General features: G+C 61.5%; 20 protein-coding genes. 12 read left to right on the top strand and 8 right to left on the bottom strand.

Annotation, left to right across the window (positions count from 1 at the left end):
* Positions 1-79 precede the first annotated feature (79 nt).
* A complete protein-coding gene (locus F0M17_RS14700) occupies positions 80-907 on the top strand; it encodes a PspA/IM30 family protein (RefSeq protein ID WP_149597424.1) in 828 nt (275 codons plus the stop codon).
* A gap of 120 nt (positions 908-1027) precedes the next feature.
* Here the strand turns inward: F0M17_RS14700 and F0M17_RS14695 are convergent, their stop codons facing one another.
* Both F0M17_RS14695 and F0M17_RS14690 read right to left on the bottom strand, forming a co-directional pair.
* On the bottom strand, positions 1028-2512 hold the full coding sequence (locus F0M17_RS14695; RefSeq protein ID WP_149597423.1) for a mannitol dehydrogenase family protein: 1485 nt from the start codon (positions 2510-2512) through the stop codon (positions 1028-1030).
* A gap of 39 nt (positions 2513-2551) precedes the next feature.
* On the bottom strand, positions 2552-3883 hold the full coding sequence (locus F0M17_RS14690; RefSeq protein ID WP_149597422.1) for an MFS transporter: 1332 nt from the start codon (positions 3881-3883) through the stop codon (positions 2552-2554).
* A gap of 174 nt (positions 3884-4057) precedes the next feature.
* On the opposite strand from F0M17_RS14690, the gene F0M17_RS14685 reads away from it, so the two are divergent.
* Both F0M17_RS14685 and xylB read left to right on the top strand, forming a co-directional pair.
* The gene (locus F0M17_RS14685) at positions 4058-4873 is read left to right on the top strand and encodes a DeoR/GlpR family DNA-binding transcription regulator (protein WP_073706916.1); all 816 of its coding nucleotides are present in this window, start codon (positions 4058-4060) and stop codon (positions 4871-4873) included.
* Positions 4870-6258 (top strand): xylulokinase, encoded by a 1389-nt coding sequence (gene xylB / locus F0M17_RS14680; protein ID WP_038993115.1) that lies wholly within the window; start codon positions 4870-4872, stop codon positions 6256-6258. The genes F0M17_RS14685 and xylB overlap by 4 nt, the downstream gene beginning before the upstream one ends.
* A 132-nt stretch (positions 6259-6390) precedes the next feature.
* Here xylB and F0M17_RS14675 read toward each other — a convergent pair whose 3' ends face one another.
* From F0M17_RS14675 to F0M17_RS14665, 3 genes are read right to left on the bottom strand one after another with little or no spacing between them, the layout of a single operon-like run.
* Entirely contained in the window at positions 6391-7254 is an 864-nt protein-coding gene (locus F0M17_RS14675) for a DUF4097 family beta strand repeat-containing protein (protein ID WP_149597421.1), read from the bottom strand.
* A complete protein-coding gene (locus tag F0M17_RS14670) occupies positions 7251-7940 on the bottom strand; it encodes a response regulator transcription factor (RefSeq protein ID WP_149597420.1) in 690 nt (229 codons plus the stop codon). Before F0M17_RS14670 ends, F0M17_RS14675 begins: the two co-directional genes overlap by 4 nt.
* Positions 7928-9157: a sensor histidine kinase gene (locus tag F0M17_RS14665; protein WP_246857070.1), complete on the bottom strand. Its 1230-nt coding sequence runs from the start codon at positions 9155-9157 to the stop codon at positions 7928-7930. The genes F0M17_RS14670 and F0M17_RS14665 overlap by 13 nt, the downstream gene beginning before the upstream one ends.
* A gap of 188 nt (positions 9158-9345) precedes the next feature.
* Between F0M17_RS14665 and F0M17_RS14660 the strand changes: the two genes are divergently transcribed.
* Positions 9346-9954, top strand: a complete 609-nt coding sequence (locus F0M17_RS14660; protein ID WP_149597418.1) for a GNAT family N-acetyltransferase — start codon at positions 9346-9348, stop codon at positions 9952-9954.
* Between the two features lie 71 nt (positions 9955-10025).
* Positions 10026-10865: an SGNH/GDSL hydrolase family protein gene (locus F0M17_RS14655; protein ID WP_149597417.1), complete on the top strand. Its 840-nt coding sequence runs from the start codon at positions 10026-10028 to the stop codon at positions 10863-10865.
* A gap of 4 nt (positions 10866-10869) precedes the next feature.
* Here the strand turns inward: F0M17_RS14655 and F0M17_RS14650 are convergent, their stop codons facing one another.
* On the bottom strand, positions 10870-11292 hold the full coding sequence (locus tag F0M17_RS14650) for a VOC family protein (RefSeq protein WP_149597416.1): 423 nt from the start codon (positions 11290-11292) through the stop codon (positions 10870-10872).
* Positions 11293-11491: 199 nt separating this feature from the next.
* The gene (locus tag F0M17_RS14645; RefSeq protein ID WP_073706909.1) at positions 11492-11914 is read right to left on the bottom strand and encodes an acyl-CoA thioesterase; all 423 of its coding nucleotides are present in this window, start codon (positions 11912-11914) and stop codon (positions 11492-11494) included.
* A gap of 209 nt (positions 11915-12123) precedes the next feature.
* Between F0M17_RS14645 and glsA the strand changes: the two genes are divergently transcribed.
* From glsA to F0M17_RS14610, 7 genes are all read left to right on the top strand, one after another.
* Entirely contained in the window at positions 12124-13152 is a 1029-nt protein-coding gene (gene glsA / locus F0M17_RS14640; protein WP_149597415.1) for a glutaminase A, read from the top strand.
* 338 nt (positions 13153-13490) lie between these two features.
* Positions 13491-14045 (top strand): alternate-type signal peptide domain-containing protein, encoded by a 555-nt coding sequence (locus F0M17_RS14635; RefSeq protein ID WP_149597414.1) that lies wholly within the window; start codon positions 13491-13493, stop codon positions 14043-14045.
* A 25-nt stretch (positions 14046-14070) separates the two neighbouring features.
* Positions 14071-14646 carry a hypothetical protein gene (locus F0M17_RS14630; protein ID WP_149597413.1) on the top strand — a complete coding sequence of 192 codons (576 nt, stop codon included), beginning with the start codon at positions 14071-14073 and terminating at the stop codon, positions 14644-14646.
* A complete protein-coding gene (locus F0M17_RS14625) occupies positions 14643-15230 on the top strand; it encodes a signal peptidase I (protein WP_149597412.1) in 588 nt (195 codons plus the stop codon). Before F0M17_RS14630 ends, F0M17_RS14625 begins: the two co-directional genes overlap by 4 nt.
* Positions 15209-15874 (top strand): hypothetical protein, encoded by a 666-nt coding sequence (locus tag F0M17_RS14620; protein WP_149597411.1) that lies wholly within the window; start codon positions 15209-15211, stop codon positions 15872-15874. The genes F0M17_RS14625 and F0M17_RS14620 overlap by 22 nt, the downstream gene beginning before the upstream one ends.
* A complete protein-coding gene (locus tag F0M17_RS14615; RefSeq protein ID WP_149597410.1) occupies positions 15871-16446 on the top strand; it encodes a SipW-dependent-type signal peptide-containing protein in 576 nt (191 codons plus the stop codon). Before F0M17_RS14620 ends, F0M17_RS14615 begins: the two co-directional genes overlap by 4 nt.
* 1 nt (position 16447) lies before the next feature.
* Positions 16448-17503 (top strand): signal peptidase I, encoded by a 1056-nt coding sequence (locus F0M17_RS14610; protein WP_149597409.1) that lies wholly within the window; start codon positions 16448-16450, stop codon positions 17501-17503.
* 38 nt (positions 17504-17541) lie between these two features.
* Here the strand turns inward: F0M17_RS14610 and F0M17_RS14605 are convergent, their stop codons facing one another.
* On the bottom strand, positions 17542-18150 hold the full coding sequence (locus tag F0M17_RS14605; RefSeq protein ID WP_149597408.1) for a TetR/AcrR family transcriptional regulator: 609 nt from the start codon (positions 18148-18150) through the stop codon (positions 17542-17544).
* Positions 18151-18249 lie beyond the last annotated feature (99 nt).

Below are 18249 nucleotides of genomic sequence, written 5' to 3'. Positions count from 1 at the left end.
CGACGCAGAAGGATCTCTGGTTAGAGCGCCACCGCTCATTCCCCTAAGCTTTAAGCAACGGAAGACGAAGGGACGCACTATGGCTCAGAAACGCTCAATTTGGGCTCGGATTTTCGGTATCGGCAAGGCTAACGCCAACGCTGCCTTGGATGCCCTGGAGGATCCGAAGAAGATGCTGGACCAGACGGTCCGCGATTACACCAACAACATTGCTCAGGCCGAGCAGGCTGTCGCCCAGACCATCGGCAACCTGCGCATGGCCGAGGATGACCACGCCAAGTTCCTGCAGGAAGCTGCGGACTGGGGCGGCAAGGCGCTGGCCGCGTCGAACAAGGCTGATGAATATGCCGCCGCCGGCGATTCCGCTAACCAGCAGAAGTTCAACCAGCTGGCCACCGTGGCGATTCAGCGCCAGATGGACGCCGAGAAGCGCGCCAAGAACCTGGAATCCACCATCTCTACCCAGCGCGAAGTGGTGGACAAGCTGAAGACCGGCTTGAACACCATGCAGACCAAACGCCAGGAACTGGTGGCAAAGCGCGATGAGCTGGTAGCTCGCGCCCGCAATGCCAAGACCCAGAACCAGATGATGGACACCCTCAAGGCTTTGGATATCAACGACCCGACCAGCGAGATCAGCCGCTTCGAGCAGAAGATCCGCCAGGACGAAGCCAAGGTCCGTGGTGCGCAGGAACTGGCCGCATCCTCACTCGATGCGCAGTTCGCGCAGCTCGATGACCTCGGTGCGGCCACCGAAGTCGATGCGCGCTTGGCGGCATTGAAGGCCAGCAACGCTCCGCAGGACATCCTGGAAGAAGCCGACGGCGCCGCGCAGATCGAAGCCGGCGAAGCGCAGGTTTCCGAGATCGAAGCACGACTGGCTGCTCTGAAGAAGAACCAGGCCTAGGCCCCGGCCAAGCACGGCAAATTCCCCCGCGGACTTGCCCCGCAGCAGGCTGGCAGCAATTCTTGCCCAACGAGCGAAAGGGACAGCTTCTCGTGAGAGAAGCTGTCCCTTTCGCTGTTTTCAGGCGGAGAGCTCGGCGCTCATGATCGTTTCCAGGGTCTGCATGGCGCCGTGGACGTGCAAGGAATCCAGCGCCCGCAGGTAGGGCGCGGTGAATCGCTCGTCTTCCACCAGATCCCCGAAGAGGTCGCGCTGGCGGAGGAAGGCCAGCGGGTCCTGTCCCTGGCGCGCTGCCGCGGCGCGCACTTGATCGGCCAGGCGGTCCACCACCTCAATCGGCTCGCCGTTTTCATCGACGCCTTCGGCGTAGCGCGCCCAGCTGGCAACGATCGCGGCGGACAGGGCCACCTCGCCTCCAGTGGCGAGGTTTTCGCGAATTACCGGCACCAGCCACTTCGGGATGCGGTCTGAGGAATCGGCGCACAGCCGTGCAATGGTATCTGCCACATGCTCGTTGCTGTAGCGGGCGATGAGCTTGTTTTGATAGGCATCCAGATCCACGCCGGGCAGGGGGCGCAAGGTCGGCTCTGCCTCGGTCTTCATGTAGCGCAGAAGGAATTGCGCGAACAGCGGGTTGCGGGCCGCATCGTGCACGGCACGGTAGCCGGCCAGGTGCCCGAAGTAGCACAGGCCCTGGTGGGTGGCGTTCAGCAGACGCAGCTTCATCAGCTCGTAGGGGACCACGTCATCTACCAGCTGGACCCCGGCCTCCTCGAAAGGTGGCCGGCCGCTGGTGAACTTGTCCTCCAGGACCCATTGCGCGAAGTCCTCGCAGACCACCGGCCAAGCATCGACGATGCCATAGCGTTCTGAAACCTCGGCGCGATCGGGCTCGGTCGTCACCGGGGTGATGCGGTCCACCATGGAGTTGGGGAACGGGACATGCCGCTGAACCCAAGCGCCGAACTCCGGGTCAGACGCGGAGGCGAAGGCGCCGAACATCTTGCGTGCGACCTCGCCGTTGCCCTGGATGTTGTCGCAGCTCATCACGGTGAACGGAGCAATGCCCCGTTCGCGGCGCAGCTTCAGTGCCGCGCAGATCAGCCCGAAGGTGGTCCGCGGCTCTTCGGGGTTGGCCAGGTCATCGAGGATGGCCTGATTTTGCTGGTCGAACTCGCCGGTGACCGGGTTGACGTTGTAGCCGCCCTCGGTGACGGTCAAGGACACGATGCGGATCTGCGGGTCTGCCAGCTGCTCAATGGCCCGCTGCAGGTCATCGGGGGCGTAGATGAAGTCCAGGATGGAACCAATGACGCGGCCCTCGACGCTGCCGTCGGGGTGCTTCACCATCAGGGTGTACAGCCCGTCGCTCTCGGCAAGGACATCGCGCATGCGCGCATCCGAAGGCATGACGCCCATGCCGATGATGCCCCAGTCAAGGGCCTTTCCCTCGTTCATGAGCTGATCGAGGTACATTGCCTGGTGCGCTCGATGGAATCCGCCTACTCCGAAGTGCACGATGCCTGCGCGCAGCTTGCTGCGGTCGTAGCGGGGGAGCTCGGCGTCGGTCTGGAGGTTGGCCAGCGCGTTGTTGGACAGTTTCACGGTTTCACAACTCCTAGGAAGTGGGAGGTCGGGGGATGTTTAGGCGCGCTGGGCGGCTTCGCTGAGTGGCGCAGCTTCCGCACGGGGCTGGGTTCCGCGCAGGCTATGGGACATCAGGGCTGCCACCAGGTAGAGGGCCGCGAAGAGGTACACCATGCCGGCAGCGCCCAGCAGGTTGTAGAGCAGGGCGACCAGCAGTGGACCGGCGAAGACTGCAGCACCGATGCCCAAGTTGTAGGAAGCCATGGCAGCGCCGGGGTTCTGCGGCGCGAGGGAGACCGCGATGGCTGACAGCGGCACGAATCCGGCCAGTCCAATGCCGAACACTGCACCGCACAACAAGGTCAGTCCGTAGGCGAAGTCCAGGCCGTTGTCCACGGCCCATGCCGGCACCAGGTAGAGCGAGAGCATGGAGATGGCGCACAGCACCGCACCGAACCACACCACGGTTTTGGACCAGCCGAGCTTGTCGCCCAGCGCCCCGAAGACCAGGTTGAAGGGGATGTTCACTGCGTAGATCACCGTGGTCAGGATGAGGAACTGGCCAACACTCCAGCCGAACCGGTCAACGAACAATGCCGGGAAGAAGATTGCCATGCCGTAGGTTGGCACGGAGTTAATGGTGCGGGTGAGCATCACCATCATGGCCTTGCGGTTGGTGACCAGCAGGCGCAAGCCGAAGCTCATGGTCTGCCAGACCTGTTCGGGGTTGTCGACCAGCGGCGCGCGTCCGGTTTTCTCCTTGACTCCGATCAGGGCTACCGCGGCACCGATGACCACCAGGGCCAAGGACAGCCACAGGGTCTGGTAGTAGCCCAACCCGAACAAATCGATGGATGCGCTGGCGGTCAGTGCACCCAGCGTTGGCAAGCCGGAGCTGAAGGCCACGTAGAACCAGCCGATGGCCACCGCCAGGCGCTTGGCATTCGCCGTCGCGGAGATCCACACCAGGAAACCGTACGCGAAGAACGGATAACCGAAACCGCGCAAGCCGTAGGTGATGAAGACCAGCGCGGTGCTGGACGAGTTCAGTGCAACCCCGAGGAACAGCACTTCGAACACGATCCACGTGGCTGCGCCGATCAGCATGACCTTGCGCGGGCCCCATAGATCCGAGAGCGAAGCGGACAGGAATGCGGCCGCGGCCACCGCCACGCCGTAGACCGTGACCAGGGTGCCGGCCAGCGGGATGGAGAAGCCGTGCTCGCCGGTCAGGTACGGCGCGAGGATATTGGTTTCGACGCCATCGCCGATCATGAAGATCATCAGGCCGACGAATCCCCACAGCAGGGGACGGGGCAATCCCATTCGATCCAGCAAGGATTCCCGGGGCGAAACGCCTCCCGGTGCGGTGGACTGGGGGATGGACATCGTATGCGCTCCTTTGCGGCCGGACTGCCTTCTCTGCTTTGTGCTGGAATCAATCTAACACCAAAAAACACAAACTCAACATGAAAAGTGTTAAATTATTTGTCTGAGGTCCAGTCTTTTGCGACTCAGTGCACAGGACATATCATCGAAATTGTGAAAAATGGGGAATCCAGAGTGGGAACAGCTGCTGCCGAAGATGTCGCGGGATTGTCTCCTGACGACCGGCGTGATGAGATCACCGGTTACGTCAATCGCATGCAGCGTACGCGCGTCGAGGAGCTGGCCGAGATTTTCGGCGTCAGCGCAATGACGATCCACCGGGACCTTGACCACCTGGCCAAGGACGGCCGGCTGGAACGCATCCGCGGCGGAGCGCGGGCAATTACCGCACGCCTTGCTGAGCGGGACGTGAAACTGCGCCGGCACCTGCATGCCGAGATCAAGCAGGAGCTGGCCGCCACGGCCGCAACGCTGATCGAGCCGGACGCTGTCATAGCGTTGGACGACTCCACTACCGTGGGGGCACTGGGCGCGCACCTTGAAGCCCGGCAGCCATCCACCGTGATCACGCACTCGCTCGCGCTGATGGGGATCGTTTCCTCGCTGCCGAACATCGCCCTGGTCGGCCTGGGCGGGCAGTACTACCAGGAAACCGACTCGTTCCTCGGATCCATCGTGGTCGAGCAGGCGCAGCGCCTCACCGCTGACGCGGTCTTCGTGTCCACTACCGCGATCAAGAACCATGCGCTGCTGCACCCGGACGCGGAAGCCGCCCTGACCAAGCGAAGCCTGCTGAAAATGGGCGGGCGCAAGATCCTGGTCGTCGATTCCACCAAATTCGAATCTTCGGGCATGTACCATGTGATGGATCTCGGCGAATTCGACGACATTGTGGTCGATGACGGGCTCGACGCCGCAACGCGCACCGAGCTGCAACGCCTGGGCCCGCGCATCCATATCGCCACTACCTCGACGAAGGCCAACTCATGACCCCTACCCATGTCCTTGGAATCGATTCCTCGACGCAATCGTGCAAGGCGCTGCTTGTCGACGCAGCCACCGGCGAGATAGTGGCAAGCAGCCGCCAGCCGCATCTGCCGGGCACCCAGATCAATCCCGAACGATGGATCGAAGCCTTGGAAGCCAGCGCTGGCGGATTGATCGACCGGGCCGCTGCGTTGTCCGTGGCCGGGCAGCAGCACGGGATGGTGGCTCTAGATGCCCGGAACGAGCCGGTGCGCGATGCGATGCTCTGGAATGACGTGTCATCGGCACCGCAGGCCGCGCAGCTGGGCGGTGAACTGGGAGGTGCCCAAGCTACCGCCGACAAGGTCGGCAGCGTCTTGGTGGCGTCGCTGACGATCACCAAGCTGCGCTGGCTGCGCGAACACGAACCGGCGAACGCCCGGCGCACCGCCCGCGTGGTGCTTCCCCACGACTACCTCACCTGGCACCTGGGCGGGCGCAAGGAATTCGTCACGGATCACGGAGATGCCTCCGGGACCGGCTATTACTCAACGGCCGAGCGGCGGTTCCTGCCCGAGCTGGCGGAGCAGGCCCTGGGGCATCCTGTTCAGCTCCCGCGGCTTGCCGCCGCCAATGAACTGGTCGGGCAGACCGCGCAGGGAGCCAGGATCGCGGCCGGAACCGGTGACAACATGGCTGCCGCATTGGGGCTGGACTTGCAGCCGGGCGATGTGTGCGTGTCCATGGGCACCTCGGGCGTGGCTTCCGCGCTGGTCGAGCGCAGCGTGCATGATGGCAGCGGCATGGTCAGCGGCTTCGTGGCGGCCGGCGCGAACTACCTGCCGCTGGCCTGCACGCTCAATGGCGCGCCGGTGCTGGATTTCGGTGCGCGCATGCTGGGCGTGACCCAGCAGGAATTCTCCGATCTTGCCCTGGGTGCCGAACCCGGATCCGGCGGTGTCACCCTGCTGCCGTATTTCGGCGGCGAACGGACCCCCAACAGGCCCGAATCCACGGGCGTGCTGCGGGGGCTGCGCACGGGCACCACACGCAATGAGATGGCTCGCGCCTACGTGGAAGGCCTGCTGTGCTCGATGAAGGATGCGGTGGCAGCCCTTGAAAATGCCACCGGGGTGGCGACCCGCAGGATCCTGCTGATTGGCGGCGGCGCCCAATCCGAAGCCGTGCGGCGAATTGCCCCGCAGGTCTTCGGCGTCGCCGTGGACGTTCCGCAGCCCGCGGAATACGTGGCGCTGGGAGCCGCCCGGCAAGCGGCCTGGGCACTGAGCGGCAAGGAGGAGCCTCCGCACTGGGATATTGCCGCGCCGACTCGTTTCGAGGCGCAGCCGCGTCCGGAAATCTATGCCCGCTATGCAGAACTGCGCGAGGCGACGGACGGCTGGACCTAACGGGCAGCATCTTCGGCCGGTCCGCACGCCGGGGTCTGGCCACTGCCAGCAGAACGAAACAGCGTCCCTTCCTTCGATCAGCGTGAACTGATCAAAGGAAGGGACGCTGTTGCTTGTCCGGGAAAACCGGCACTAGCGGTCAGTCGATTCCTTGTCGGTGCCTTCCGGGTACAGGATGGCATTGCCGGCAGCCACCTGGATGGTGATCTTATGCGGCGAGTTCGGATCGGTTGCAAGCTGGTTCTCAACCGAACCGGCGGCCGTATTCTGCCGCAGGTCGTAGGTGGTTTCGGGCAGCTGCAGCTCCAGCGAGCCGGCGCTGACACTGCCGTCGATGCTCTTGGGCGCCTCGCCCGACAGTTCGCCGATCAGTTCGCCGGCCGAGATGTCGAACCGTGCGCTCTCGACATTCTCCAGGCGGACCGTTGCTTCGCCGGCACCCAGATCGACATCGGCGGTGTGCGCGCTGCCGGTGAGTTCCAGGTCCCCGGCGCCGACCTCCACCACGACATCCTTGTAGTTGCCAACGGCATTGAAGGATCCGGCGGACAAATCGAAGTCGGCATCCAGGGTTCCGTTGTTCAGGGATTGTGGAAGCACCAGCGTTGCCTCATTTTCGTCAAATCCGCAGCCGAAGAAGCAGAAATTGTCCCAGGCGTTCGGGGCATCGACAACGAGCCGGTTGCCTTCGCGGTGCAGCTTCCAGCTGGCGGCCTTGGCGCTTCGCACTTCAAGGCTTGCCTTCTCGGTGTCTGCGAAGACCAGATCGAAGCGTCCCGAGCTGGCCGAAACTTCCAAGGCGGTCACCCCGGAGACCTCGGCTTCGTGGATCGAATGCTCCCGGGACACCGAAGCGAAAGCGCTGCGTGCCGTGGCGATGACCAGGGTGAGAATGACCAGCCCGCCTAGCACCGCGAGGATGATGTTCAGCGGCTTGCCGTTGTTGGAGGGAGCTGGAGGGGTTGGGGGTAGCGGCATGGTGTGCGTGGAAGTCATGATCCTGTCCTGTCTGTGCGGTTGGTGCCCAGGGTTTCGATATGGGCCAGGGCTGCCAGCACGCGCCGGTTGCCCGTTCCGTCGGCTTCCAAGCCGAGCTTCTGGAAGATGGAAGTGATGTACTTTTCAACGCTGGCTTCCGAGAGGAAGAGCAGCGCGGCGATCGCCTGGTTGGATTTTCCTTCGGCCAATGCGGCCAGGACTGTGCGTTCCCGGTCGGTCAGGTTCTGCATGCGGTCATCGTGATTTCGCCGGGTCAACAGCTGTGCCACCACTTCCTGGTCCAGGATTGTTCCGCCACCTGCAATCTGCTCCAGCGAAGCAATGAACTCGCTGACATCCGCAACACGGTCCTTGAGGAGGTAGCCGATCGCTGAGGACTGGGTGGAGATCAGTTCAGAGGCGTAGCGTTCCTCCACGTACTGGGAGAGCACCAGCACCGGCAGATCCGGATACTTCTTGCGCAGTTCCAGCGCCGCGCGGATGCCTTCATCCGTGTAGGTCGGCGGGAGCCGGACATCCAGGATGCAAATCTGCGGGAATTCCTCCGCAGGGGCGGTCTCCAGGAAATCCATCAGCCCGCTGGCCTCTGGCAGATCCGCGACCACCTGGTGGCCGCTGTGCGCCAGCAATCTGACCAGTCCTTCGCGCAGCAGGACCGAGTCCTCGCATATCAGTACGCGCATGGCACGTTCACCTCCACTGCGGTTGGCCCGCCGGCCGGGCTGTCCAGGGTCAGGGTGCCGCCGGCGGCGAGAACCCGGTTGTTGATTCCATCCAGGCCTCCGCCGGGGGTGATGCGCGCCCCGCCGGTGCCGTTGTCCTCGATGCGGGCCCACAGGCTCTGCTGGCCTTCATGCTCCCGCACCCTCACGGTGACCTGGCAGCGCTGGGCCCGAGAATGCTTGGCCGCGTTGGTCAGTGCCTCGGCGATGGCGAAGTACACCGCCGCCTCCGCCACCCGCGGGTAGCGGCCGTTGAGCTGGACATCCAGGCCAACCGGGATGTGCGAGCGGCCTGCGATGGCCGAGAGCGCCGCATCCAGTCCCCGGTCATCGAGCACCGAGGCATAGATTCCGCGGGTGAGCTGGCGCAGTTCGGTAATTGCCGACTTGGTCGAAGCGTGGGCTTCAGCCACCAGATCCTTGGCCTGCTGCGGATCGGAGTCGATCTGCTGGTGCGCAAGGCCGAGGGTCATGGCCACGGAAACCAACCGGGGCTGGACCCCGTCGTGCAGGTCGCGTTCGATGCGGGTACGCTCCACCTCTGCGGCCCGCACGGCTCCTTCGCGCTGCACCGCGGTGGTGCGAACGCGTTCCACCAGTGCGCTCTCGCGGGCAATCGAGCCGACGATTCCCACGGTGACCATGCGGTGCAAGAAGACGAGGCCGACAACTACTGCCAGTCCCAGCAGGGTAGCCAGTAGCAGCCACGGAGCCTGGCCAACCGGGATCTGGAAGCCCCACAGCCCTCTAACGCTCGCCAGCGGATCGGCCTGACCCGATTGCAGGACCGGAGCGAAGGCGACGATGCCGGTGCGGACTGCCAGCTCCATTGCGCTGAGCATCAGCGAACCGGCCAGGCAGGAGAAGAGCAAGCTTCCCAGCAGGGCCCACATGCGTCCGTTGGCCAGGTTGCGCCCCAGCGAGCGGACGTATTCGCCGAAACCCTCGCGGCGGCGGGACCGCCAGATCAGGGCAGTGACGTCCATGTCGTAGAGGTTGCTGACTCGCATGAGCTCGAAGCGGGCGATGCCGAAGAGTGCATAGACGAGGCCGGCCAGGAAGAGCAGGCCCAGGCCGAGCAGCGGGGTCAGCGCGATGCCGAGCGAGAGCCATCCGAGCAAAAGTGAAAACATGATCAGGCCGGCGGAACCGAGCAACGCCATTTGCAGCAGCGTCATGCCTAATCTCAGCGGGGGACGGGCCGGTGCGGTGCCCGGTGAAACCTTAGGTGTCGAAGTCATACCTCAACACTAGAGCTCGCAGGTCAGCGCCAACACCGAGGGAACCGGAGTTCTTCATTATGGAAAACCCGAAGAATTTTCCGCCGGGGGTGCCATTGCGGCCGTTCGAAGCGCAGGATGGACAGATGGACACGAATCAGGAACTGCAGACCGCCCGACCAGCGCCCATCGAGGTCAGGCCCCTGACCGAGGAACGCATGGAAGACTTCGCCACGGTTGTGAATCCGAACCATCGCGAGAATCACTGCTGGTGCTTGTCGCACCGGCTCAGCGCCACCGAAATCAGGGAACGCGGCGCAGGGGACCGTTTCGAAGCCATGCGCTCGCTGAGCGCCGAGCCGATTGCCCCGGGTGTCATCGCCTATCGTGGCGGTGAACCGGTAGGCTGGTGCAGCATCTCCCCGCGCTCGCAGATCCCGCTGCTGGAGAGGTCCAAGCTGATCAGGCCCGTGGATGACGTGGAGGTCTGGAGCATCATCTGCATGGTGGTGCGCGGCGGCCACCGCCGCCAGGGCGTGAACCGGGCCATGCTCCACGGCGCAGTGGAGTATGCGCGGGAGCTCGGGGCTCCAGCGGTCGAGGCCTACCCGGTGGATCCTGAAGGACGCATGGACTTGACCATGGCCTTCGTTGGAACGCGGAAAATGTTCGAGCAGGTCGGGTTCGAGATCGTCGGAGTCAGCGACGCCCAAGCCAGCAAGATGCCGCGGCTGATCATGCGCAAGGCTTTCTGAACTGCCAGCGTTTGCCAGAAATTCAACAGCAAGCTTCCTGCTAGGAACTTTCGGCTTCTAGCGTCGGTAGCATGGGACGGCTGTTTATGGCGATCGGGGATTCCTTCACCGAAGGCGTGGGGGACTGGGAACCCAGGCTGCCCAACGGGGTGCGTGGCTGGGCTGACCGCGTGGCCAAGCAGCTGTCCAAGGCGGATCCCGAATGGCAGTACGTGAATCTGGGCATCCGCAGCCGCCGGCTGAAATCGATCATCGACGAGCAGATCCCCGTTGCTTTGGAGCTCAAGCCGGAGGTGATTACCTTCTATGCCGGAGGCAACGATATCCTCGAATTCCGTAAGGACATGAAGGAGTTCCTGGCGCAATATGCCCGAGCCGTCGACGCTCTGGTCTCCACTGGCGCCAAGGTTTTGCTGTTCACCGGGTTCGATATCCCGGTGCACCCGGTGCTCGCCCCGTTCAAGCGGCGCAACTGGCGCTTCAACGAGTGCGTGCGCCAGCTGGCCGAACGCTACCCGGATTCGGTGGTGCTCGTTGATTACTGGAACTGGGATGCCTACCGGGACAAGCGCATGTGGGATATCGACAAGCTGCATATGAACCGTGCAGGCCATCGCTATATGGCCATCCGGATCCTGGAGATCCTCGGATATCCGCACCAGCTGGTTTTCGATCCCTTTGGCGCCGCGGACCGGGTCGGATTCTGGCAGGCCACCCAACGTGATGTGGAATGGCTGAGGCAATGGGTGCTGCCGATGTTCGGGCGGCGCATGCGCGGCATTACCTTAGGCGACCAGCTGCAACCTCGCTGGCCTGAACCGATGTATCCGGCACAGGGGATGAAAAAGCAGTTCCGCAGGCGCCGTAAATCAGAAGAGTCGCGGCACCTGCGGAATTCCGAGCTTGGCTAGCAGGTCAGCCGGCAGGGTTTTCCATTGCTTCGGGGCTCATCCACGCGATTTCCCAGACGTGCCCGTCGGGGTCCTGGACGGCTGCCTGGTACATGCCCGGGAAGGGCTCATCCGCCGGGCGGTAGACGTTGCCGCCGCCGGCCTCGGCACGTGCGACAAAATCGTCGACGCCTTCGCGAGTTTCCGCAGAGATGGCATTGAGCGTTTCGCGCACGCCATTTCCGAGTGCCGGTTGATCGCCATTGACCAGGAAGCTGGAGAAGAACTCCTGGCGCAGCACCATCACGAAGATGTTCTCGTCGATGATCCAGGAGGTGGCGTTCTCATCGGAGAACGTGGGGTTCTTGGTAAAGCCCAGAGCCTCGTAGAACTTGTCGGCTCTTGCTAGATCTGCGGTCGGCAGGTTGACGAAAATCATTTGTCCCATGGGTGGCTCGCTTCTGCGTAGGCGGGAATTCCTCGGTGCAGAATCAACTTTGCTGGACGCAAGAACCCAGTGCAAGAGCTTGTGGTGAATTGCCTGCAAATAAAGCAAGGTCCCGCCGGGGCACGCAACGAGGTGCGGCCGAGCGGGACCTTGAATCTAACCCTTGGTTTAGTGAGGGCTTCGGGCAATCGAACAGAGGCTAGATCAGAGCCTTGGTGATTTCCAGCGGGATGCGATCGCGGGTGTAGGTGATCTGGTCGTAGCCGTGAGGCTGGGGCTTGCCGTCCGTGCCCATGTTCACGAACACCAGCTTTTCGATGGTCAGGATCGATTCCTGGGTGAAGATGTTGCGCACCTCTGCGCGCAGGGTGATCGAGGTCCGGCCGAAGTCGATGGCGGTCAGGCCCATCTCGATCAAATCGCCTTCCTTTGCGGAAGCGATGAAGTTGATCTCGGACATGAACTTGGTGACAACGTGCTTGTTGCCCAGCTGGATGATCGAGTAGATCGCAGCTTCTTCATCGATCCAGCGCAACAGGCTGCCGCCGAACAGCGTGCCGTTTGCGTTCAAGTCTTCTGGGCGAACCCACTTGCGCGTATGAAAAGTAATACCCTTAGCCATACACAAAATGCTAAGTCAGGCGGAGGACTTTGCGCTGTTAGTTGTTCCACAATGTCGGGGAAAACACAGGGGATTCTCGAGTTGAAGGTCCGCGGCGAGCGTGATTCTGTCCGCTTCGAGGTTGACGCGAGGTGCCAAGCGCCGGAGCTGTTGATAAGGTCAAACCAAGCAGCATGGATCAATGGACTCAGGATCAGAGGCAGGTGAAAATGACCTATCCTTCGGAAGGGAATAACGAGACTATTCCTACCGACTTCGACGATGTCGTTCAGCAGGTTTCCACCGGTGAGCTGGAGCATGATCGCATCGATGCCTTGCTCAAGGAAGCCCATGAGCGCTATGCGGATGTCGATGAGGGATTGCTGGCCCACTACATTCCGATTTTGGGTCAAGCCGATCCCGACCTCTTTGGCATCGCCATGTCCCATGTGGGCGGCTCGGTCCACACGGTGGGCGATTGCACCTACCTGTTCTCCATCCAGTCGATCTCCAAGATGTTTGTCTATGCCCTGGTTGTCCAGGAACATGGCCGCGAGGTGGTCCGGGACCGCATCGGCGTGAATAACACCGGCATGCCGTTCAACTCGGTCATGGCCGTGGAATTGAACAATGGCCTGCCGATGAATCCGATGGTCAATGCCGGTGCCATCGCCACTACCTCGCTGATGCCGGGAAAGACTGCTGCCAAGAAATGGGAGAACGTGCGCGAAGGACTATCCGCCTTCGCGGGCCGGTCCTTGAGCCTGGACGACGAGGTCTACCATTCCGAGTCGTTGGCCAACGAGCGGAACAAGGCCCTGGGGCATTTGCTCAAGAGCTACGGCCGGTTGGATGGCGACCCCTATGATGCTGTGGATGTCTACACCAAGCAGTGCTCGCTGAACATCAACGCTCACGATCTGGCCATCATGGGTGCGACATTGGCTGACGGCGGCGTGAACCCGGTGACGGGGAAGCGTGTTGTGGATGCTGATGTTTGCCGTGACACCTTGGCGACGGTTGCCTCCAACGGTTTGTACGAGCGCTCGGGTGAATGGCTGTTTGAAATCGGTATCCCGGCGAAATCAGGTGTTTCCGGCGGCATCGTCGCGGTGGCTCCGGGCAAGGGTGCAATTGGCGCGTTCTCGCCACCATTGGATATGGCGGGGAACTCGGTGCGGGCGCAGCTTGCCATCGGTCAGCTTTCGCGCGCCATGGGCCTGAATCTCTTTGCCTCGGCCCCTGACCGGGACAGCTGATTCCGGGAATTTCGTAGTTTAGCCAATAAGGTGGAATGATTCGCTAACTAGCTAGGGTTTCATGGGCAAGCGGCTAAACCTTGCCGGCTACTAGCCTTCATCCGGCATCAGGGCGTTGCATGGGCTGGAAATTTCACATTGAAAATGCTGGCCAACTACAGATTAGGCAGAACTGCCAGTATCCTGTGTGCGCTCGTCAGCAGAAGCTGCAGTGCCCAGTTTGCGGGATCTGACGGTCGCAACGACAAGTGGCGTGCAGGGGTTGAAAAACCTACTAAACAAGCTTTACTTAAAGTGTGTGTCACTGGGGGCACGTGAACTTTGAGGATGCGTATTTCATGAAGAAAGTAACCAAGGCAACCATCGCCGCAGTCGCTGCCGGAGCGCTGCTCCTCGGCGGTGCCGGCACAATTGCACGCTGGCAGGCACAGCAGACCATCGATGCAGGCACTGTCGAAACCGGTCATTTGAATTTGACGACGAGCGGATCCGGCACCTGGCAGGACGTCAGCAATCCAGTTGCGCCTGAGCCATTCGACCCGACGACCCAGCAGATCGTTCCTGGCGACGTCGTTGCGTTCAGCCAGACCGCCACCATCGATGCCGAAGGCAAGAACATTGCCGGATCACTCAGCGTCGACCAGGCGGCAACGAATCTCGGTGCGCTGGAAGGGTATGCGACCGTCGACCTGCAGGTCGATGCGTCAGCTCCGGGTATCACTGAAGAAGCCGACGGAACGCTGACTTTCGCCGAGCCGGGTACCTACACGGTTCCATTCCTGATCACGATCACCTTTAACGAAGGCGGAGTGGGAGACACCCCGCCATCAACCTACGACCAGCCGCTGGATCTTGAAGCCTTGACCTTGACCCTGGATCAAGTCCGCGCGTAACCGCGGAACGTGGATCGGCCGGTGCATGCCAAAACCCCTGAAGTTCGCTTTGGTCGCGGCCGTGCTCTTGCTGCTGGGTATCAGTGCGCAAGGGACGGCCGCTACGTGGCGCGCAGAAATCACGGTGGATCCGCCAAGCTTGAGGACGGGATCGCTGGCATTGCTGGCCGGTGGCGAAACGGAGCACCAGTTCGCCAATCTCTCCGGCAGCGAGCTGATCCCCGGAGCATTCACGCAGGCATCACTGGTGATCAGCAATGCAGGCACAGTTGATTTGTCGTATCAGCTGGACGGAGCGGTGAATGCGACCACTTCGCCCACCGCTGCTGATCGGGCGCTGTCCAACGCATTGCAACTGAGCATCTACTCCGGCATGGACCGGAAAGCCTGCGACGATGACCAGCCGTTGTCCGGGGAGCAGCTGTACACCGGTTCTCTGGGCGCCTCCGCTTCTTTCGCAGCGCCCAGAGTGCTGCGCGCAGAACCTGCAATGGCGACGGAGACCTTGTGCGTTCGTGTTTCTCTTCCTTCCGGGGCACCGGAAGCAGCTTCCGGCGGGAAAATGGCGCTCGAACTGGGGTTTGCGGGGCAGCAGCGATGACAGCAGGCAACCGTATCCGGAATAGAGGACAGCAGGAGCGCACCGGGATCTGGTGGTGGTGCGGGCAGGTGCTTTCCTGGCTGGTGCTGTTCATCGTCCTTGCCTTGATTGCCATCATGATCGTGGTTCCGAAATTGGGCGGGGCGACAGCATTCACGGTGCTGACCGGATCCATGAGGCCGCATTTGCCTCCCGGGACTTTGGTAGTGGTGAAGCCGATTGATCCGGAGCAGTTGCGCATCGGCGATGTTGCTACGTACCAGCTGGAATCGGGGGAGCCGGAAGTCGTAACGCACCGGGTGTCCGCCATCGGCGCGAGCCTGGGCAGAGGAGCACAATTCATCTTCCGCGGGGATGCAAACAACACCGATGACGAGCCGGTGCAACCCGAGCAGATCCGGGGCAAGCTCTGGTATTCCGTCCCCTACCTCGGATATGTGAACAGCGCCCTGTCAATCCAGCAGAGAACCTGGTTGACCTGGATCGCAGCGGGTGGATTGATCGCGTATTCGCTGGTGATGCTTGCCGGGGCGTGGCATGACCACCGCAGGGAGAAGGCATCATGTCGTTCGACGCACCGGTGAAGACCATATTATCCATCGCGCTCGCCTCCGGTTTACTGAGTGCTGGCAGCTTTGCAGCCCATGCTGCAGGAATGGACTCGCGAGGACTGAGCTATAGCGTAAACGGTGGTGATTTCCGTGCGAGTCCAGGCGAACTGTTTGGCGGAGAATTTCAGCTCGTCCCGGGGGACCGATTGACTGAAAAGATTACCATTCGCAATGACCGTCCGCATCCAATAGCGGTCACATTGAAACCCATGGTTGCTGCACCGGCCAACGGGCTGCAGTTCGAGGTGGCGGGTGATTCCGTGGCGCGGCTTGCCCCGAAACAGAATGCCGACTTTGCGTTGGAAGCCCGGCTTCCCGCTTCCGCAGGAAATTCATCGGAGGGCCTGGTGAGATCGCTGAGCCTGGAAATCAGCGCGGTAGAAGTCATCGGCGGTAATCCACAGGAACCCGAATCGCCGGAAGTTCCACAGCATCCGGAGAATCCCGATCCCCCGGACGCGGACGGAGAACAGCAGCCCGACGAGCTGAAATCCACGGGCTTCAGCGGCTGGGCCGTACCGCTCGCGCTGGGAATGGCCGGAGCAGGCGCCGCACTTTATCTACTTTCGAAGCGAAACAGTGTCCACGCACAGGCACATCGAGGAGATTCTCAATGAGCAGACGATCGGTACAGATCAAAGCGATCCTGTCGATGGGAATACTGGTGGGTCTTGGTGCAGTATCCACGTTGGCGGCTTGGACAGGAACCGCCACTGCAACCTCCAGCATTACCGCGGCGAAGGTGTCGCTCGGCGTCGGTGCGACGGCTTCCGGTGCAACCAGCGCAAGCTACACCGTGCCGCTCTCCTCAGTGAACTGGTACCCGGGAGTCAGCGCCGCGGCGCTAGTTGTGGTGAAAAACACCAGTTCCGTTCCGCTGCCGTATTCCATCAAGGGAAGTATCACCGAAAGCGGTGTCGTGGAACTTGGCAAGGCCATGGCGGTGGTGGTGAAAATTGGCTCAACTGTCAGCGGGACGGCACCGAATGCCACGTGTTCTGGCGGGACAACCCTAATTACCAAGGCTGCTGGATCCGCTTTCGGCGCCGATGTCGTCCGTCCAGTCTTGGCCGCGGACGCCTCCGAAACGTTCTGCGTGCAATACTCTCTGCCCACGACCGCGGCCAACAACCTTCAAGGTGCCACGACGAAGCTGGACTTGACCTTCACCGGAACGGTGGGTTCCTAAGGTGGCGAATAAGAATCGAAACGAGCTTGGCACGCGTAAACGCAATCGGGTACAGAACATTGCCCTAAACGGCGGGGCGATTATCGGTTCGCTGTGCCTGCTCATGACTCTTGCTGCATTGCTGTTTGGGCTGAAGCCACTGGTTTTCGCCAGCGGTTCCATGGGCCCCGTGATCCCCACCGGTTCATTGGGTTTGGCAGTTCCCACCCAGGTTGAGGATATCGCCGTAGGTGATGTGGTTTCGGTGGTGACCAGCGACGAGGTCCGGGTGACACACAGGGTTGCCGAGATGACCGAAGCAGGGCTGATCCTTAAGGGAGATGCGAACCCCGTCGCAGACCTGCAGCCGTACGCGGTAGACAGCGTCGACAAGCTGCTGGCCAGTGTGCCGTTCCTGGGCTACGTCGTGACGTGGCTGTCCCAGCCATGGGCCTATTTCCTCGGGGGGCTACTGTGCGCATACCTGCTCTACGTCGCGTTCGGCAACGACAAGTCGGTTAGTAATGGGAAATCCGACAGCGCTGGCCATTCGGGGACTCCAGTTTTCCTAGGAGCAGCCATGGTCGTGTCGCTGGCAACGGCTGCGATTCATCTCCACCCCCTGGTTGAGCCAACGCATGCGGCATTCAGTTCAACCGCGAAGGCCACATCGTCCCTCCAAGGAGCGGTAATGCAACCGGCGAAAATACTGTCTTGCAGCAATCGAACGGCAGCGAGCAATAACAAAGTCATCGACTTCCGGTGGCAGGCTCCGTCGGCCCAGAACGCGTCTCTTGCAGGCTATAAGGTATCGGTTCAAATCAATGACGGGGAAGAAAAACTTTCTAGTCTCCTGCCAGCCAGTACAACCACATACGCTGTCGATATTTCACGATCCAACGGCTTGTTGGGTCTGCTGATAGACCTTCTTGGAAATCTGCTGGGAACGACGTTCAACGTGAATTTCCGCGTTTATGCGGAATACGACAACGGGTGGACGTCTGCTCCTAGCCTGTACTCAAACGCTAAAGGATCCATCACGCTGCTTGGCCTTGACCGAACCCTCCGCTGTTCATGATTGACAGCAAACTCCGTAGCGCATTGTTCCACCGGAGGCTATCGAGTGAATCGAGTCGTGAGTCCGTCCAGGATCAAATTGATTCCCATCACGAAACTCGTGCGTGCGCGGTCCTTCTCTTGTAGGCCCGCTCCCAGCGCTTCGCTGAATGCCTGGCCAGAAGAATCGTCTGCTTCCCATACGGCTTCGGGCGCAGCCGCATCGAGCGCAGATCCCAGTACGAATGAATCGATGATCGTGATTGCATGAAGCCGTGTTCCGGGTTCGAAACCGGCGTGTTCCAGCACCTCGGCCAACGCGTCATAGACCCGCAAGGTGGTGTGGTCCCGCACGGTATGGCTAGTGAGTAGCGGGATTAGCCGCGGGTGCTTTGAATACGATTCCCAGTAGGACGTGGCAATTTGCTGTACGGTCTCCTGCCAGTTGCCGGAATCGATATCCGGCAGGCTGATTGCGGACATGGCGCGGCCTCTCATCAGCTCGATGATCTCGTCCTTGCCTGCCACGTGGTTGTAGATCGAGGATGCCGTCACGGACAGGGAGTTGGCCAGTTGCGGTAGCGTGAACTCACCATGCTTGTCGACCAATTTCAACGCCGCGGTAGCGATCGCATCGAGGCTGAGTTTGGGTTTCGAAGGGCGTGCCATGATATCCACTGCTTTCCTGCTGGGTTCTTCCACCTGAGCATATCCGAATTAAACGAAAACCATTCGTTTACCTCTTGTGCATGACGAATGAAGCTGCCT

Source organism: Glutamicibacter sp. ZJUTW (assembly GCF_008370855.1).
Lineage (GTDB): Bacteria > Actinomycetota > Actinomycetes > Actinomycetales > Micrococcaceae > Glutamicibacter > Glutamicibacter nicotianae.
This window is presented reverse-complemented; position numbering and strand designations above follow the sequence as displayed.

Excerpts from the sequence above, each read along its gene's own strand:
- F0M17_RS14700 (WP_149597424.1), top strand. The coding sequence starts at position 80 with ATGGCTCAGAAACGCTCAATTTGGGCTCGGATTTTCGGTATCGGCAAG.
- F0M17_RS14690 (WP_149597422.1), bottom strand. The coding sequence starts at position 3,883 with ATGTCCATCCCCCAGTCCACCGCACCGGGAGGCGTTTCGCCCCGGGAA.
- xylB (WP_038993115.1), top strand. The coding sequence starts at position 4,870 with ATGACCCCTACCCATGTCCTTGGAATCGATTCCTCGACGCAATCGTGC.
- F0M17_RS14675 (WP_149597421.1), bottom strand. The coding sequence starts at position 7,254 with ATGACTTCCACGCACACCATGCCGCTACCCCCAACCCCTCCAGCTCCC.
- F0M17_RS14670 (WP_149597420.1), bottom strand. The coding sequence starts at position 7,940 with ATGCGCGTACTGATATGCGAGGACTCGGTCCTGCTGCGCGAAGGACTG.
- F0M17_RS14665 (WP_246857070.1), bottom strand. The coding sequence starts at position 9,157 with ATGACGCTGCTGCAAATGGCGTTGCTCGGTTCCGCCGGCCTGATCATG.
- F0M17_RS14660 (WP_149597418.1), top strand. The coding sequence starts at position 9,346 with ATGGACACGAATCAGGAACTGCAGACCGCCCGACCAGCGCCCATCGAG.
- F0M17_RS14655 (WP_149597417.1), top strand. The coding sequence starts at position 10,026 with ATGGGACGGCTGTTTATGGCGATCGGGGATTCCTTCACCGAAGGCGTG.
- F0M17_RS14650 (WP_149597416.1), bottom strand. The coding sequence starts at position 11,292 with ATGGGACAAATGATTTTCGTCAACCTGCCGACCGCAGATCTAGCAAGA.
- F0M17_RS14645 (WP_073706909.1), bottom strand. The coding sequence starts at position 11,914 with ATGGCTAAGGGTATTACTTTTCATACGCGCAAGTGGGTTCGCCCAGAA.
- glsA (WP_149597415.1), top strand. The coding sequence starts at position 12,124 with ATGACCTATCCTTCGGAAGGGAATAACGAGACTATTCCTACCGACTTC.
- F0M17_RS14635 (WP_149597414.1), top strand. The coding sequence starts at position 13,491 with ATGAAGAAAGTAACCAAGGCAACCATCGCCGCAGTCGCTGCCGGAGCG.
- F0M17_RS14630 (WP_149597413.1), top strand. The coding sequence starts at position 14,071 with ATGCCAAAACCCCTGAAGTTCGCTTTGGTCGCGGCCGTGCTCTTGCTG.
- F0M17_RS14625 (WP_149597412.1), top strand. The coding sequence starts at position 14,643 with ATGACAGCAGGCAACCGTATCCGGAATAGAGGACAGCAGGAGCGCACC.
- F0M17_RS14620 (WP_149597411.1), top strand. The coding sequence starts at position 15,209 with ATGTCGTTCGACGCACCGGTGAAGACCATATTATCCATCGCGCTCGCC.
- F0M17_RS14615 (WP_149597410.1), top strand. The coding sequence starts at position 15,871 with ATGAGCAGACGATCGGTACAGATCAAAGCGATCCTGTCGATGGGAATA.
- F0M17_RS14605 (WP_149597408.1), bottom strand. The coding sequence starts at position 18,150 with ATGGCACGCCCTTCGAAACCCAAACTCAGCCTCGATGCGATCGCTACC.